Here is a 15,921-nt window from a genome sequence, read left to right as displayed (position 1 = left end):
TGTACTTGTGCCGGGGCGGTGTGCGCGGGCCGGTTGTGCGGGCGCACACGCCGTCCCGCGGACCGCTGGGCCCCGGCCGCGACCTGATGTCCTTGACATGGACACCGCGTAACTGCGGTGCTGTCGTGAGGAGCACCCGGGCGGCCTGAGGGTCCCTTCCGAGGAGGGATGCGCGGATGCACGGCGCGAACGCGGCACGGACGGCGGTGGAGGAACTGATCGGCGGCGCCCGCGCGGGACGGGGCGGCGCACTGCTGGTGCGGGCCGAACCGGGCCTCGGCACCACCACCCTGCTGGACCACGCCGCCGCCTCCTTCGGGAGCGGGACCGCCGGCACCGTGCTGCGCGCCCGGGGCGTGGCCGCCGAGACCGCCGTGGCGTACAGCGGACTGCACGCCCTGCTGCGGCCGGTGGCCGGCCGGCTGGACCGGGACGACCCGCGCACCGCCGCCCTCGCCGACGCCCTGACGCTCGGCGCGGCCCCCGCGGACCGCGGACCGGTGCTGGCCGCCTTCCAGACGCTGCTGCACGACCTGACCGCCGGGGGACGGCCGCTGCTGGTCTGCGTCGACGACGCCCACCTCCTGGACGAACCCTCCCGCCGCGCCCTGGGCTTCGCCGCCCGGCGGCTGGGCGCGCCCCTGCCCGCGGCGATGCTCCTCGGGACGCACCACGACGGCACCGAGGACCCGCTGCTGGCGGGCCTGCCCCAGCTCACCCTGGAACCCCTGGACGCCCCGGCCGCCGCCGCGCTCCTGGACGGACTGCTGCCCGCCGAGACGGACCCGGCCGTACGGGAGGCGCTGCTGCACGAGGGCGACGGCAACCCCGGGCTGCTCACCGATCTGGCCGCCTCCCTCACCCGCGGGCAGCTCGCCGGCGCCGAACCGCTGCCCCACCCCCTGCCGGCCACCGGGCCCCGGCTGCGCGCGTGCGCCGCCGACCTGGCGGAGCTGCCCGGTGACACCCGCACCCTGCTCCTGCTGGCCGCCGCCGCGCACGAACTCGGCGGCACCGCCGACTGCGCCGTCCTGCTGCGCGCCGCCCGCGCGGCCGGGCTCGACCCCGCCGCGGCCGGCCCGGCCGAACGGCGCGGCCTCCTGCGGCGCGAGGGGGACGCCCTCCGCTTCGCCCACCCCCTGCTGCGCCGCGCCGCCTACTGGAGCGAGCCGCCCGAACGGCGCCGCGCCGCGCACCGCCTCCTGGCCCGGGCCCTGGACGGCAACGGGGACGGCCCCGGGGCCGGTACCGGCGCCCGGCCGGGGGAGGCGGAGGACGGGGCGGGAGCACCGCACCGGCTGCTCGCCCTCCGCCACCGCGCGGCGGCGGCCACCGGCCCCGACCCGCGGCTCGCCGACGCCCTCGCCGTCGCCGCCCGCGGCACCGCGGCCACCGACGAGCGCACCCACGCCGAACTGGCCGACGCCCTGTGGCGCGCCGCCACCCTCACCGGCGGCGGGACCGGCGGCGAGCCGGGCGGCGGGACGGACGCCGACGTACGCGCCGCCCGGCTGACCGCCGCGGCCGAGCACGCCTGGTCCGCCGGGCGCCCGCACCGCGCCCTGGCCCTGCTGGACCAGGCCCGCACACCGCCCGTCCACGACGCCGTCCGCGGCCGGGCCGAACTCGTCCGCGGCACCCTGGAGTTGCGCAACGGCGTCGTCACCGACGCCCACGAGGTGCTGACGTACGCCGCCCGGCTGCTCGGCCCGTACGACCCGCACACCGCCCGTGAGGCGCTGCTGCTGGCGACCGACGCGTCCTGGGCGGTCGGCGACATCGCCGGCTTCCGGGCCGACCTCGCCCGCATCGCCGAACTGGACGCCGCGGCCGGGGACCCGCTGGTGGAGGAGTACCGCGCCGGGCTGGACGCCGTGATGTGCGGCGACTTCGCCCGCGGCACCCCGCCGCTGCGCCGCGCCGTCGCCCGCGCCGCCGACGAGCGGCGGCCCTGGCGGCTGATCCGGGCCGGGATCGCCGCCCTGGTCGTCGGGGACGTCCGGGCCGCCGTCGACCTCAACACCCGTGCCCTGGCCGCCGCCCGGGCGCGCGGCCCGGCCGCCCTCGTCCCCCGGGCCCTGGAGCACCTGGCCTACAGCGAGCTGCGGGCCGGACGGCACAGCCGGGCCCGCGCCCACGCCGAGGCCGGACTGCGCCGCGCCCGGCGGACCGGGCAGCGCAACTGCGCCGCCCACCACCACGCCGTGCTGGCGATGGCCGCGGCGGTGGCCGGGGACGCCGCGGCCTGCGCCGGACACGCCCGCGCGGCGGGCGAGGACGCGGGCCCGCACGGCCTGGGCGTCGCCGCCACCCTCGCCCAGTGGGCCCTGGCCCGCTGCGACCTGGGCCGGGGACGGCCGCACGAGGCGGCGGCCCGGCTGGAACCGCTGGTGGGCTCCGCGCCCGGCGCCGGACGGGGGCACTTCGCGCTGCGGGCCCTGGCCGCGCCGTGCCTGGTCGAGGCCGCCGCCCTGGCGGGCGAACCGGAGACGGCCCGCCGCGCCCTGGCGGACTTCGCCGCGTGGACGGCCGTCACCGCCGACCCGCTGGCCCCCGTCCAGCTCGCCCGCTGCCGCGCCCTGCTCGCCGGTCCGCAGGAGGCTCCCGCGCTGTTCGCCCGCGTCCTGGAGCAACACGCCCGGGCCGACAGCGACTTCGAGCGCGGCCGCACCCAACTGCTGCACGGCAAGGCGCTGCGCCGGGGGCGGCGGCCGGGCGCGGCCCGCGGCGTGCTGCGCGACGCGCTCCTGGCGTTCGAGCGCTGCGGCGCCCACGGCTGGGCCGAGCAGGCCCGCGCCGAACTGCGGGCCACCGGCGAGGCGGCGGGCGCGGCCGGGCCGCGGGTGCTGGGCAGGCTGACCCCGCAGCAACTGCGCATCGCCCGGTGCGTGGCCGAGGGGGCCACCAACCGCGAGGTCGCGCTGCGGCTGTCGGTCAGCCCCCGCACCGTCGACCACCACCTGCGCAACGTCTTCGCGGCACTGGGCATCCGCTCCCGGGTGGAGCTGACCCGCGTCCTGGCGGCGGCGGGCGACGGCTGACGGCCGCCTTCCGGCCCGGGCCTCCCCGGCGGGAACGGCCATCGACGCACGGGGTGCAGCGGCCGGTGCACCTGGGAAACTGAGCGGTCGCTAAGTGATGCCCGCACGCCTCTGGATATCCCGGACCCCGCCCGCCCACAATGCTGCACCGAGCCGTCCCGACCCCTGACCCCTGACGCCCGCCAGGTGGAGGTCCGTGATGCACCCCGTCGTACGTTCCCCCGTGGACGCGGAGGCCGTGGCCGTGCTGCACCGGGCCGCCCGCCCCCTGCTGGACGAACTGCCCCAGCTCACCGACCGCATGGTCGCGCTGCTGCGCGAGGAGGAGCCCGCCTACCGCGCCGCCTCCGTGGACCAGGGCGAGCTGTGGCACGAGGTGCACCGCTCCCTGCGGCACAACGTGGGCTCCCTGCTGCGCCCCAAGGAGCTGCGCGAGCCCGCCCGGCGGTGCTCCTGGCGGATCGGCGCCGAGCGCGCCGAACAGGGCCTGCCGCTGGACGCCCTGCTGCGCGCCTTCCGGCTCGGCGGGGCCGTGGTCTGGCAGGCCCTGGTGGACCGGGTCACCCGGTGCGACCCCGACGGCGTACGGCTGCTGGTCCCGGTGGCGGCCGAGGTGTGGGACTTCGTCGACGAGCACTGCGCGGTGGTGGCCGAGGCGTACCGGCAGACCGAGAGGCGCCTCACCTGGCGCCGCGAGAACCGCCGGCTGCTGATGGCCGAGGCCCTGCTGGAGGGCACCGTGCGCGTCGCCGACCTGCCGGAGGCCGCCGAGGCGCTGGGGCTGCCCGAGCGCGGCCGGTACGCGGTGGTGGTCGTCGCCGGCCCCGGCCGGGAGACCCACCGGGCCGCGGTCCGCTCCGGCGTCCCGGCCGGGGCGCGCGTCCTGTGGCACTCCCGGCCCGACGCCGACCTGGGCATCGTCCTGCTCGGCGCCCCGTCCGGCGACGGCCCGTCCGGCGACGACGGGGACGGCCGGGGCGGCGGTACGGGCGGCGGTGAGGTCTCCCTGGCGGAACTGGCCGCCGCCCTGCCCGCGCTGCCCGGGACCCGGACCGGCATCAGCTCCGCGGTGGACGGCCTGGCCGCGGTCGGCGACGCCCGCCGGCTCGCCGAGACCGCGCTGCGCTCCGCCGCCCCGGGCGGCGACCCGGTCCTGCTGGACGAGCACCTCCCGGCCGCCCTGCTGGTCTCCTCGCCCGACCTGGCCACGGCGCTGGCCGAACGGGTGCTGGGCCCCGTGCTGCGGCTGGACGGCGCCGACCGGGACCTGCTGCTGGACACCCTGACGGCCTGGCTGGAGTGCGACGGATCGGCGCGGCGGGCCGGGAGCAGGCTGTTCTGCCACCGCAACACCGTCCTCAACCGGCTGCGCCGCTTCGAACAGCTCACCGGCCGGTCGCTCGGCCGCCCGCACGAGGTGGCCGAGCTGTCCCTCGCCCTCACCGCCCGCCGGCTGCTGCGCGGCCCGGCCCGCGCCGCCGCCCGCACCGCGGTGTGAGGGCGTGAGAACGGTGTGGACGCTCCGCGGGACGGCCGTGGAATACACCCGAATCGCCCACCGCCACCCCTTCCGGCGGCGCGGCTGATGCGGCACGCTCGCGGGAACGCTTACCGGTAGGGGGGACAGCGCAGCGAGGAGGAACACGTGGTCGACGCACATCGCACGTTCGTCATCGTCGGTGGTGGGCTGGCCGGCGCGAAGGCGGCCGAGACCCTGCGCGCCGAGGGGTTCACCGGCCGCGTCATCCTGATCGGCGACGAACGCGACCACCCCTACGAACGGCCTCCGCTCTCCAAGGGCTACCTCTCCGGCGCCGCCGAGCGCGGCAGCGTCTTCGTCCACGAGCCGGCCTGGTACGCCGGGGCCGACATCGAACTCCACCTCGGCCAGCCCGCCGTCCGCCTCGACCGCGCCGCGCGGACGGTGGAGCTGGGCGACGGCACCCGCGTCCACTACGACGCGCTGCTGCTGGCCACCGGCGCCGAACCGCGCCGCCTGGAGATCCCGGGCACCGACCTGGCCGGCGTGCACCACCTGCGCCGCCTGGCGCACGCCGACCGGCTCCGCGGCGTGCTGGCCGGCCTCGGCCGCGACAACGGGCACCTGGTCATCGCGGGCGCGGGCTGGATCGGTCTGGAGGTGGCGGCCGCCGCGCGCTCCTACGGCGCCGAGGTCACCGTCATCGAGCACCACCCCACGCCCCTGCACTCCGTCCTCGGCCCCGAACTGGGCACCGTCTTCGCCGACCTGCACCGCGAACACGGCGTCCGCCTGCGCTTCGGCACCCGGCTCACCGAGATCGTCGGCCAGGACAGCCAGGTGCTCGCCGTCCGCACCGAGGACGGCGAGGAGCACCCGGCGCACGCCGTGCTCGCCGCCATCGGCGCCGCCCCCCGCGTCTCGCTGGCCCGGGCCGCCGGCCTGGAACTGGCCGACGAGCCCGTCGGCGGCATCGCCGTGGACGCCTCGCTGCGCACCTCCGACCCCGGCGTCTACGCGGCGGGCGACGTCGCCGCCCTCCACCACCCGCTGTTCGGCACCCGGCTGCGCGTGGAGCACTGGGCCAACGCCCTCAACGGCGGCCCGGCCGCCGCCCGCGCCATGCTCGGCCAGGAGGTGGTCTACGACCGCGTGCCGTACTTCTTCTCCGACCAGTACGACATGGGCATGGAGTACTCCGGCTGGGCGCCCCCCGGCTCCTACGACCAGGTGGTGGTCCGCGGCGACGTCGGCAAGCGGGAGTTCATCGCGTTCTGGCTGCGCGAGGAGAGGGTGCTGGCCGGGCTGAACATGAACGTCTGGGACGTCACCGCCCCGGTCCAGCGGCTCATCCGCTCCGGCCGCCGGGCGGACCCGGAGAAGCTGGCCGACCCCTCGGTGCCCCTGGAGGTCCTGGCCGGCGACTGACCCGGCGCACGGGACCCGGCGACCGCCGCGCCCGGCCCGCGCCGTAGCGTGACGGGCATGAGCGACGTCCCGATCCGTACCGCCGTGGTGCCCGTCTCCGAGGTCCTCGACCTGCGCTGGGAGGTGCTGCGCCCCGGGCTGCCGCGCGAGTCGGCGGTCTTCCCCGAGGACGACCACCCGGCCACCTTCCACATCGCCGCCTACGGCGACGGTGACGGCACCGGTGAGGCCGACGCCGTCCTGGGCTGCGCCACCTTCTTCCCCGACCCGCTGCCGGGCGCCACCGAGCCCGCGTACCGCTTCCGCGGCATGGCCAGCGCCCCGGCCGTCCGCGGCCGGGGCTTCGGAGCGGCCGTGCTGCGCGCGGGCACCGCCGAGGCCGCCGCCCGCGGCGCCCGGCTGCTGTGGTGCAACGGCCGCACCGTGGCCCGCGGCTTCTACGAGCACCACGGCTTCGCGGTGCGCGGCGAGGAGTTCGAGATCGAGGGCGTCGGGCCGCACTACGTCTTCGTCAAAAACGTCGGCTCCGCCAAGGACACCGGCGGCGCGCGGTGACACGCCGTCCGCCCCGCCGGCGCACGGGCGCCGACGGGGCGGGAGGGAACGGAGGGGGCCTCAGTTCCCGTCGGCCGGGAAGTCCTCGTCGAACGGCGGCTTCCGGTCCGTCCAGGTCATCTCCGCGATGGTGGTGTAGCCGATGACCTCTCCCGGCTCATGGCCGTCGTGCGCCCTGAGCGCCACGTCCTCCGTGGCCAGGGGCGCTCCGGTCCTCCGGTCGAAGACCAGGCGCCGCTCCCAGTCGCCGTTCATGTGCTCGTTCCTGACGGCGACCGCGTTGCCGGCCCGGCCGTCGCGGGTCCTGACCTCGCCGAGGTCCCGCACACCGGGCAGGGTCGCCAGCAGCCGGTAGGCGGCGGCGCGCTGCCCGGACGTGGCGGGCATGTGGAAGGCGAGGTGGACGGTGGTGTCGAACAGCGTCCTGTCCAGGACCCGCTGCGGGCCGTTGTAGTGCCGGTCGACCAGCGCCTCCAGTTGGGTGCGGAGCTTCCCGGGATCGGTGGACAGGTCGGCCAGCTCGTCCAGGCCGAACTCCCCCACGCGGCCGCTGTCCGCGGTGCCGCCCGGGGCGTCGGCGTCGATCTCGCCCCGGCCCTCGTAGGTGACGACGTCCCGCTCGTCGCCGGGTGCGGCGCCGGGGGAGGTGAGGTCCCACCTCCTCGGCGAACCGTCGGCGCGCCAGGCCTCCTCGTCGGCCGGGCCCGCGGGCCGGGCGCCCAGGTCGACGTTCTGGGACCACTGCTTGCCGGTGCCGGAGGCGACCCACCTCTTCGACAGGCGCCGGACGTCGAGCGTGTAGTCCTTGCCGGGGACGTCCCGCAGCCAGCCCCGGCGCTCCTCCCGGTACCAGTACGCGCCCGGCGCGTCCGGTGTCCGCTCCACGTCGGAGGCCGCCGCCAGCAGCACCTGGGAGGGGCCGAGCGTCTGCCGCGCGACGTCCGTGCCGCCGGGCCGCACCACGCCGTCCCCGGGGACGCCGGAGGCGAGCACCGCTGCGGCCACCGCGGCCGCCGCGGCGGTCAGGGCCGCGCCCCATACCGGGCGGGACCCCCACACGGGCCGGCGCACCGGCTCCGGAGCCCGCGCCGGGGCGCCCGACGGCTCCCGCGCCGCGGCGGCCGGGCGCATCGCCCGGTCGATCTCCCGGGCCCGCACCCCCGGGTCGGCCGGCCGGCCGGGGTCGAGGTGTTCCGGGCGGGCGGCGGCCAGCCGCCGCATGACGTCGTTCCCCATCACGCTTCCTCTCCTGCGGTCCGCACCCGGAGGGGTGCGGGGGTGGTCCGTACGGGGGCGCCGTTCTCGGCCGCCCTGGTCAGCCGCTTGCGGGCCCGGTGCAGCCGCACCCGCATCGCGGCGGCGGAGCAGCCGACGACCCGCGCGGCCTCCCGCGGACTCAGCCCCTGCCACGCGGCGAGGACGAGCACCTCTCGGTCGTCCTCGTCCAGCGAGGCCAGGGCGCGGCGCAGCGCCAGCCGGTCGGCCACCTCCTCGGCTATGTCGCCCTCCGCCGACTCGGTCCACTCCCGCAGCTCCGCGGCGAGCGACGCGCGGCGGACCTCGGCGCGGACGGTGTCGCGCAGGACGTTGCGCGCCACGGCGAGCAGCCACGGCAGGGGCGGCTGCGGTACGTCGGCGAACCGGCGCCATGCCACGGTGAAGGTCTCGCTCACCACCTCCTCCGCCACCTGCCGTCCCGCGCGGCTGACGACGTACGCCCATACGCGTTGCCGGCAGGCGTCGTACATGGCGGTGAAGCGTGCCGCGTCCTCGGACACCGGCCGCACCTCCGTTCCTCCGGGTGTGTTGTCACCGGGAAATGGCGTGGGGCGGCCGATCGTTACCGGCGGACGGTCATCCGGTCCGGGACGGGGGCGCGCCGTCGCTGTCGCCGTCTCCGTCGCCGCTGTCTCCTCCGGTGTTGCGGCACAGCAGGTCCAGGGCGGCCCGGGCGTCCGCGTCGCCCCGCGCGGCGGGGCCGGCGAGCCAGTCGGCGACCTGGGCGAGGTCGTCCGCCGGTCCGGGGCCGGCCGACGGCCTCACCGGCTCCGGGGCCCCGGACGGGCGTGGGGCCAGGGCCGCGCGCAGCCACCGCTCGGCCTCGAGCCCGTGCCCGCGGCGGGACAGGGCCTGGGCCAGGTTGAGCATCCCGGCCGTGCACCCCGCCTCCGCCGACCGGCGGAACCACTCCTCGGCCCGCACCCAGTCGCCCCGCTCGGCGTGGAGGGCCCCGTAGCTGGCCTGGGCGTCGGCGTTGCCGCCCTCGGCCGCGCGCCGGTACCACTCCTCGGCGCCCACGGGGTCGCCGCGGTCCTCGCGCAGCAGGTTGCCGAGGTTGTTCATCGCGGTGACGTCGCCCCGGTCGATGGCCCGCCGGTAGCAGCTCTCGGCGCCCGCCAGATCGCCGCGCTGCCGCAGCAGCACCCCCAGGTTGACCAGCGAGTCGTGGTGCCCGCCCGCGACGGCCAGGCGGTAGTAGCGCTCCGCCTCCGCCGTCTCGCCGCGCGCCGCGAGGGCGAAGCCCATGACGTGCTGGGCCTCCGCGCTCCCGGCGTCGGCGGCGCGGCGGTAGTGGGGCTCCGCCCGCTCGGCGCCGTGGCGCAGGGCGTGGACGCGGGCGCGGTGCAGCAGCGCCTCCGGGTCGCCGCTCCCGCCCGCGCGGGCGAAGCAGTCCTCCGCCTCCGCCAGGTCGCCGCGGTGCGCGCGCAGCAGGCCCAGGCCGAGCAGGGCGCCCGGCGTGCCGCGGGCGGCGGCGCGGCGCAGCAGCGCCTCGGCCCTGTCCAGGGCCTCCGGCCCCTCCGGCGGGGGTGTGCCCGGGGCCATACCGGCCGCGACGAGGTCGAGCAGCTCCGCCGCGTTCCGGTCCCCCGCGTCCGCGGCGGCGGACAGGTGGGCGCGGGCGCGCTCGACGTCGCCCCGCTCCAGGAGGAGCAGACCGAGCGGCCCGAGGACGTCGGTGCTGCCCGCACCGGCCGCCTTGCGCAGGTACGGCTCCGCCTCCTCGGGCCGGTGGAGGGAGAACAGCAGCAGCCCCAGGGCGGCGGTGGCGTCCGGCTGCCCGGCCGCCGCCGCCCGGCGCAGCCAGCGTTCCGCGCCCGGCCGGTCGCCGCGGCGGGCCAGCGCCATGCCGTGGAACGCCATGGCCTGCGGGTCCCCGGCCTCGGCCGCGCGCCGGACCAGCTCGTCGAGGACCTCCTCGGCCTCCTCGCCACCGGGCGTCCCGGCGCTTCCGGGGCGCCCGGCCTCTCCGGTGTTCCCGGCGTCCCCGGTGCCGTGCTCCCGGTGGACGCGCCGCCACCATCCCCGGCGGCCTCCCCGCTCCTGCTCGCCCATCCTCCGCCCCTTCCTCCCCGGCTTCCTCTTCGACCTCTCCCGGCTTCCCGTCCCGGCTTCCCGCGCTTCCCCCGCCCGGCGTCCCGGCCCGCCCGGTGCGGCGACCGCGGTCCTCAGACGCCCACATGGACATGCCCCGCCCACAGCGACGGCGTGGCCGGGTAGCGCTCGCGGGCCGCGCGCACGGCCGCGTGCACCGCCGCCGCGGCCCGGTCGGCGTCCGGTTCCGCGGCGGCGCCCAACCCGTCGTACACCTGCCGGACGATGCGCGCCGCGACCGTGTCCTCCACCCACCACAGCGTGCCCACCACGTGCCGGAAACCGGCCAGTTGGAGGCCGCCGGCCAGGTGCAGCGCCTCGTCGGCGAGCGCGAAGCCGGTACGTGCCGTGGTGCAGGCGGACAGGCAGGCCAGCTCGGCGTCCCGCAGCTCCAGTTGGGCCAGCCGCGCCACGGTCAGCGGGTGCTCGGCGTGGTCGTGGACCAGCAGGGCGCTGCGGGACGGGCTGACCGGGTCCGCGGCGCCGTGCCCGGCGAAGTGCAGCCAGGTGTGGCGGGGGAGTTCGGCGACGACGCGTTCGCAGGTCGCCCCGGGCCCGGTCAGCACCCGGGCGCCGGGCAGCAGCCGGGCGAGCAGGGCGGCCTCCTCGGCGGCGCCGGGCAGGTCGGCGGCCCCCGGTGTACGGGGCAGGGCGACCACCAGCGGACGCGCCGGCCGCCGGGCCGGCCCGCGCCGGGCGCGGGCCAGGGCGCGCACGGTGGGGGCGTAGGAGGAGACGACCCGGTCCAGCACCGCACGGCCTCCGGCGCCGCCGCGGTGGTGCCCGGCGGCGTGCAGGGGCAGGAAGGCCAGGGGGCCGGTGGGCACCCACCACACCCGCGGCCAGGGCGCGCCGGGCGCGGGCGGCTCCCGCAGGCCCAGCGCGTCGAGCACCGGCCCCGCCACGTCGTCCCACAGCCACTCCAAGCACTCCGCCACCGCGTCCTCGTACCGGGCCGGGGCGGTCAGGTCGTCCTCGTCGCCGGAGATCAGCTCCAGGGCGGTGTGGAGGCCCGCCGCGCCCGCCACGGCGCGCCCCAGGGTCAGCGCGGGCAGCGGCACCACCCGGACCCCGCCGGGGGTCAGCACGAGCGCGTCGCAGCGGTGGCGGCTGACGTTGACCACGACGACGGGCCCTGGGTGCGCCTGTGCCAGCAACTCCCGTACGGGCGGGGGCCGCAGGAGGTGCTCCAGGCCCGGCAGCGCGCGGGCCCGGGCCAGCAGCCGCTCCCACTCGGCCGCCAGCACGTGCCGCCGGTCCGCCGCCGTCATCCCCACCGCCCCCGCCCCCGCTGCTCCCGTCGCTTCCGCCGCCTCCTCCGGCCGCCCGGTGTCCCCCGTGTCGAGCGCGGCCCGCAACTCCCCGAGCCGCGCGGCCAGTTCCGGGTCCCGCTCCCGCAGTGCGGCCAGGTCGTCGCGGCCCTCGATCAGCCGGCCCAGCAGCACGCCCCGGCCCAGTTCGAGGAGTTCCACCGCGCGTCCGGGCCGGCCCGCGGCCACCGCGCAGGCGGCGGCGTCGCAGGCCAGTCCGGGGAAGCGGGCGAGGACGTGCTCGGCGTCCTCGCCCGCCACCTGCCGGGGCGCGAGGGCCGGCAGCAGCCCGACGGCCAGCTCGTACGCCTGCGACGCCTGCCGCACGTCCCCCGCCTCCATCGCCCGGCGGCCCCAGGCAGCCGCCGCCCACAGGCGCTGCCGCGGGGGCGCGGCCGGATGCCGGGCGGCCCTGCGCGACCACTCCAGCGCCTCGGCGCGGACCGCGGACCCGCCGGTCCGCCGCCAGCGGTCCCACAGCGCGATGGCCAACTGGTAGGCGACGCCCGCCTGGTGGACGTCCTCCGCGCCCGCGTCCCCGGCGGCCCGGCGCAGCAGCTCCTCGGCCCGCTCCGCGTCCGCCGTCCGGCCGCGCGCCTCGTAGCGCGTCTGGAGCGCGGAGGCGAGGTTGACCAGCATCCCGGGGCGCAGCGCACCGATCCGGTCGGCCGCCGCGGCGGCCCGCTCGTGCGCCGCCACGCAGTCGTCCAGGTCCGCCGGGTCGCCGCCCGTCTCGAAACGCCTCCGGAGGACGTTGCCCAGACCGGTGTGGAACATGGCGTGGCCGGGATGCCCGGGCGGGGCGGTGGCCACGGCCGCCCGGTGTGCGCGCACCGCCCCGTCCAGGTCCGCCGGGTCGCCGGTGCGCTCGTGGCGCAGCCGGAGCGCGATCCCCAGATTGGCCAGGTCGCCGCTCCGGTTGACGCCGTCCGCCGGGCGCCGTGCCACGACCTCGCGGGACAGCCGCACGGCCTCGTCCAGGTCCGGGAGGGAGCCGGTGCGCTCGTGGCGCTCGCGGAGCACCAGCGCCAGGGTGGCCAGCACGCCCAGCCGGTGGGGGTGGGACTCGCCCGCCGCCGCCTGCGCCGCGCGCAGCGCCTCCACGGCGCGGTGCAGGTCCTCCAGCGCGCCGCCGCGGCCGTGGCGCAGCCGCAGCGCCTGGCCCAGGAGGGTCAGCGCGGGCACCCGGAGGGCGAGGAGCCGGTGCGGCGTGGCCTCGACCGCCTCCCGCGCCGCCTCGACCGCCCGGTCCGGCAACCCGGGGTCGGAGCCGGTGAGCGCAGCGTCGAGCAGCACGGCCGCGCGGCGGTGCGCCGCGTCGAGACCGGCCCCGGAGGACTCCTGCGGCTCCCGCGACGGCTCCCGGGCGGGCAGGACGCGCTCCAGCGCGTCGGCGATCGCGCCGTCCCGGCCGCCGAGGTCCTCCAGGGCCAGCGACCGGGCGCGGTACAGCTCGGCCACCGCCCGTACGGCGTCCGGGTCCCGGACCGGGTTCGGCACGCGCGCCATCAGCGCGCGCGCCTCCTCCAGCGCCCCGGGGGCCAGCACCGCCTCCCGGTCGAAGGACCCCGTGAACAGCAGCACCCGGGCCGTCAGCGAGCGCACCAACTCGTCGCGTGAGGAAGCCACCTGAGGACCGTACGCCCGGCGGGGACCGGCCGGGGAGGCTACTGTGAGCCGGACGGAGCCTGACCGGCAGGACGCGACCGACAGACGTGACCGGCGGGGGGACTGGTGGACCTGGACGGCGAGGACGGCACTGGCACCGGAGCCGTGGAGGAGACGGAGGCGCTGGCCCGGCTGTGCGGCGGCCTGGCGACGGTCCGGGCGCTGGCCGAGGCCCGCGGCGAGGGCCCGGCGCTCGACCGGGTGCTCGCCGGGCTGCGCGAGGGCGGCGGGACGGCCGCGCTGCTGGCCGAGGCCGACGAGCTGCTGCGCCGCTGCGGCGTCGCCCGCGGGCTGGGGCTGGGGCGGGCGCGGGTGCGGACCCTGCCGGTCCCCCCGGGCACCCAGCCACCGGCCGGAGGCACCGGCCTGCCGCCCGCCGTGCCCGGTCTCGGCGGCGGCCACGCGGTGGAGGAGGCGTACGTCTGCCCGGCCGGCCGCTGCGCGCGCGTGGTGCTCGCGGACGACGTGCACGGCGGCGCACGGGACGGGGGCGGGCCCGAGTGCGCGGTCCTGGCCCGGCCGCTGCGCCTGGTGAGGCTGTGAGCGGTGACCGGATTCCTGACCGCCCTGGGGAACAGGCTCGCGGAGACCTGGCTGTCGCTGCTGGTCCTGCCCGGCCTCCTCTTCGTGACCACGGCCGCCGCCGGGGGCGTCCTCGGCCACCGGCACCCGTTCGACCCCGGCCGGCTCGCCCGCCGGATCGACGCGCTGGCCGCCGAACCGGCCACCCACGCCACCGGCACCGTCGTACTGGTCGCGGCCGGCGTCCTGGCCTGCTCGGCCGGGGCGGGCCTGCTCGCCTCCGCCCTGGGCGGCGCGGTCGAACGGCTCTGGCTCGGCGACTGGCCCCGGCCGCTGGCCCGCCCGGCCCGCGCCCTGACCGAACGCCGCGCGCGCCGCTGGGAGGCCGCCCACCGGCGCTACCGGCGGGCACTGGCCGACAAGGCGCGGCTGCGCGCCCGCGCCGACTCGGACGCCCCGGGCGCCCCGGACGCCCTGGACGTCTCAAATCTTTCGGACGCTCCGGACACCCCAGACCTCTCGGGTGCCCCGGACACCCCGGACGCCACGGACCTCCCGAGCGCCCCGGACGCCCCGGGCGTCCGGCCCCCGGCCGGCCCCGCCCTCCCCGACACCGCCGCCCTGAACGAGGCCCGCAACCGCATCGCCCTCGCCCCGCCCACCCGTCCCACCTGGATGGGCGACCGGATCGCCGCCGTGGACCGGCGCGTCCTGCGGGCGTACGACCTCGACCTCGCCTCCGCCTGGCCCCGGCTGTGGCTGCTGCTGCCGGAGGTCCAGCGCGCCGACGTGCAGAACTCCCGCGCCGCCTGCACCGCCGCGGCCCGCCGCGCGGGCTGGGGCGCGCTGTACGCGGTGCTGGCCCTGTGGTGGTGGCCCGCCGCGCCGATCGCCGCGACGGTCTGGACGGCCGCCTGGTACCAGGGCCGCCAGGCCGTCGCCGCCTTCGCCGAACTCGTCGAGGCGACCGTCGACCTCTACGGCCGCGAACTGGCCGCCGCGCTGGGCCTGGACGGCGAGGGCCGCCTCACCCCCGAGACCGGCCTGGCGATCACCCGCGCCCTCCGCAAGGGCACCTGACCCGCACCCGCCCCCTCCCCCGAGACTCCGCGCCCCCCGGGGCCCCGGTGCCGCCGGGGCCTGAAGTGACGGGTGCGCCGTAGACTTCTGCCGTGGCGGGACGGATCAACGACGACGACGTGAAGGCGGTGCGGGACGCGGTCCCGATCGACGCCGTCGTCTCGGAGTACCTCCAGCTCCGCCCGGCGGGCGGGGGCAACCTCAAGGGCCTGTGCCCCTTCCACGACGAGAAGTCCCCCTCCTTCCACGTCAGCCCGAGCAAGGGTCTCTACCACTGCTTCGGCTGCCAGGCCGGCGGCGACACCCTCGACTTCGTGATGAAGGTGGACCACCTCTCCTTCACCGAGGCCGTCGAGCGGCTCGCCTCCCAGGCCGGGATCACCCTGCGCTACGAGGAGGGCGGCTACGCGCCCGGCCGCCAGCAGGGCGAGCGCATCCGCCTGGTCCAGGCGCACAAGGCCGCCGCCACGTTCTACGCCGAGCAGTTGGAGGGGCCCGAGGCCGAGATCGGCCGCCGCTTCCTGGCCGAGCGCGGCTTCGACCAGGACGCCGCGGCGCACTTCGGCGTCGGCTACGCCCCGGCCGGCTGGGACCACCTCACCCGCTTCCTGCGCGGCCAGGGGTTCAGCGACAAGGAGCTGCTCCTGGCCGGGCTCGCCCAGGAGAGCCGCAACGGCAAACCCATCGACCGCTTCCGCGGCCGTCTGATGTGGCCCATCCGCGACATCACCGGCGAGGTCGTCGGCTTCGGCGCCCGCAAGCTGCGCGAGGACGACACCGGGCCGAAGTACCTCAACACCCCCGAGACGGCCATCTACCGCAAGTCCCAGGTCCTGTACGGCATCGACCTCGCCAAGCGGGAGATCGCCAGGACGGGCCGGGCCGTGGTCGTCGAGGGCTACACGGACGTGATGGCCTGCCACCTGGCCGGCATCACGGGCGCCATCGCCACCTGCGGCACCGCCTTCGGCGGCGATCACATCAAGATCCTGCGGCGGCTGCTGATGGACAACTCCCGCTCGGAGGTCGTCTTCACCTTCGACGGCGACGCCGCCGGGCAGAAGGCCGCGCTGCGCGCCTTCGAGGACGACCAGAAGTTCGCCGCCCGCACCTCCATCGCCATCACCCCCGGCGGCATGGACCCGTGCGAACTGCGGCTGGCCGAGGGCGACGAGGCGGTGCGCGCCCTGGTGGAGGGGCGCTCCCCGCTGTTCGAGTTCGCCATCCGCTCGGTCACCGGGCAGCACAACCTGGACACCGCAGAGGGCCGCGCCGCCGCCCTGGAGGAGGCCGCGCCGATCGTGGCGCGGATCAAGGACGGCGCGATCCAGCACCAGTACGCCGTGCGCCTGGCCGGGCTGCTGGGCATCCTCGACACCGAGTTCGTCGTCCGGCGGGTGGGACAGCTCGCCCGCTGGGAGCGCGAGCGCCGCGCGGCCGCGCCGAGCGGCGCGCCCCGCGGTCC

General features: G+C 78.4%; 11 protein-coding genes. 7 read left to right on the top strand and 4 right to left on the bottom strand.

The window, feature by feature from the left end; translation table 11 throughout:
• The first annotated feature begins 176 nt into the window (after nucleotides 1-176).
• The 4 genes from VE546_RS04675 to VE546_RS04660 all read left to right on the top strand — a co-directional run bounded on the left by VE546_RS04675 (nucleotide 177) and on the right by VE546_RS04660 (nucleotide 6,504).
• A complete protein-coding gene (locus tag VE546_RS04675) occupies nucleotides 177-3,041 on the top strand; it encodes a helix-turn-helix transcriptional regulator (protein WP_324918720.1) in 2,865 nt (954 codons plus the stop codon).
• Between the two features lie 199 nt (nucleotides 3,042-3,240).
• On the top strand, nucleotides 3,241-4,539 hold the full coding sequence (locus VE546_RS04670; RefSeq protein ID WP_324918717.1) for a helix-turn-helix domain-containing protein: 1,299 nt from the start codon (nucleotides 3,241-3,243) through the stop codon (nucleotides 4,537-4,539).
• Between the two features lie 147 nt (nucleotides 4,540-4,686).
• Nucleotides 4,687-5,949, top strand: coding sequence for an NAD(P)/FAD-dependent oxidoreductase (locus VE546_RS04665; protein ID WP_324918714.1), 1,263 nt, complete (start codon nucleotides 4,687-4,689; stop codon nucleotides 5,947-5,949).
• A gap of 57 nt (nucleotides 5,950-6,006) precedes the next feature.
• Entirely contained in the window at nucleotides 6,007-6,504 is a 498-nt protein-coding gene (locus tag VE546_RS04660) for a GNAT family N-acetyltransferase (protein ID WP_324918712.1), read from the top strand.
• Nucleotides 6,505-6,564: 60 nt separating this feature from the next.
• Here the strand turns inward: VE546_RS04660 and VE546_RS04655 are convergent, their stop codons facing one another.
• The 4 genes from VE546_RS04655 to VE546_RS04640 all read right to left on the bottom strand — a co-directional run bounded on the left by VE546_RS04655 (nucleotide 6,565) and on the right by VE546_RS04640 (nucleotide 12,815).
• Nucleotides 6,565-7,740 (bottom strand): CU044_5270 family protein, encoded by a 1,176-nt coding sequence (locus tag VE546_RS04655; protein ID WP_324918709.1) that lies wholly within the window; start codon nucleotides 7,738-7,740, stop codon nucleotides 6,565-6,567.
• A complete protein-coding gene (locus VE546_RS04650; protein ID WP_324918706.1) occupies nucleotides 7,740-8,282 on the bottom strand; it encodes a sigma-70 family RNA polymerase sigma factor in 543 nt (180 codons plus the stop codon). Before VE546_RS04650 ends, VE546_RS04655 begins: the two co-directional genes overlap by 1 nt.
• A 76-nt stretch (nucleotides 8,283-8,358) precedes the next feature.
• Nucleotides 8,359-9,837 carry a tetratricopeptide repeat protein gene (locus VE546_RS04645; protein ID WP_324918703.1) on the bottom strand — a complete coding sequence of 493 codons (1,479 nt, stop codon included), beginning with the start codon at nucleotides 9,835-9,837 and terminating at the stop codon, nucleotides 8,359-8,361.
• 113 nt (nucleotides 9,838-9,950) lie between these two features.
• Nucleotides 9,951-12,815, bottom strand: a complete 2,865-nt coding sequence (locus VE546_RS04640) for a CHAT domain-containing protein (protein WP_324918700.1) — start codon at nucleotides 12,813-12,815, stop codon at nucleotides 9,951-9,953.
• 105 nt (nucleotides 12,816-12,920) lie between these two features.
• On the opposite strand from VE546_RS04640, the gene VE546_RS04635 reads away from it, so the two are divergent.
• The 3 genes from VE546_RS04635 to dnaG all read left to right on the top strand — a co-directional run.
• A complete protein-coding gene (locus VE546_RS04635) occupies nucleotides 12,921-13,397 on the top strand; it encodes a hypothetical protein (RefSeq protein WP_324918698.1) in 477 nt (158 codons plus the stop codon).
• A gap of 3 nt (nucleotides 13,398-13,400) precedes the next feature.
• A complete protein-coding gene (locus VE546_RS04630) occupies nucleotides 13,401-14,456 on the top strand; it encodes a hypothetical protein (RefSeq protein WP_324918695.1) in 1,056 nt (351 codons plus the stop codon).
• 92 nt (nucleotides 14,457-14,548) lie between these two features.
• The coding region (dnaG, locus tag VE546_RS04625; RefSeq protein ID WP_324918692.1) for a DNA primase at nucleotides 14,549-15,921 on the top strand (1,373 nt) is incomplete at its 3' end.

Source organism: Streptomyces sp. (assembly GCF_035644915.1).
In the GTDB taxonomy this organism is placed as follows: Bacteria; Actinomycetota; Actinomycetes; order Streptomycetales; family Streptomycetaceae; genus Streptomyces.
The sequence above is the reverse complement of the archived record's forward strand: the minus strand, read 5'-3'. Positions and strand labels throughout refer to the sequence as shown.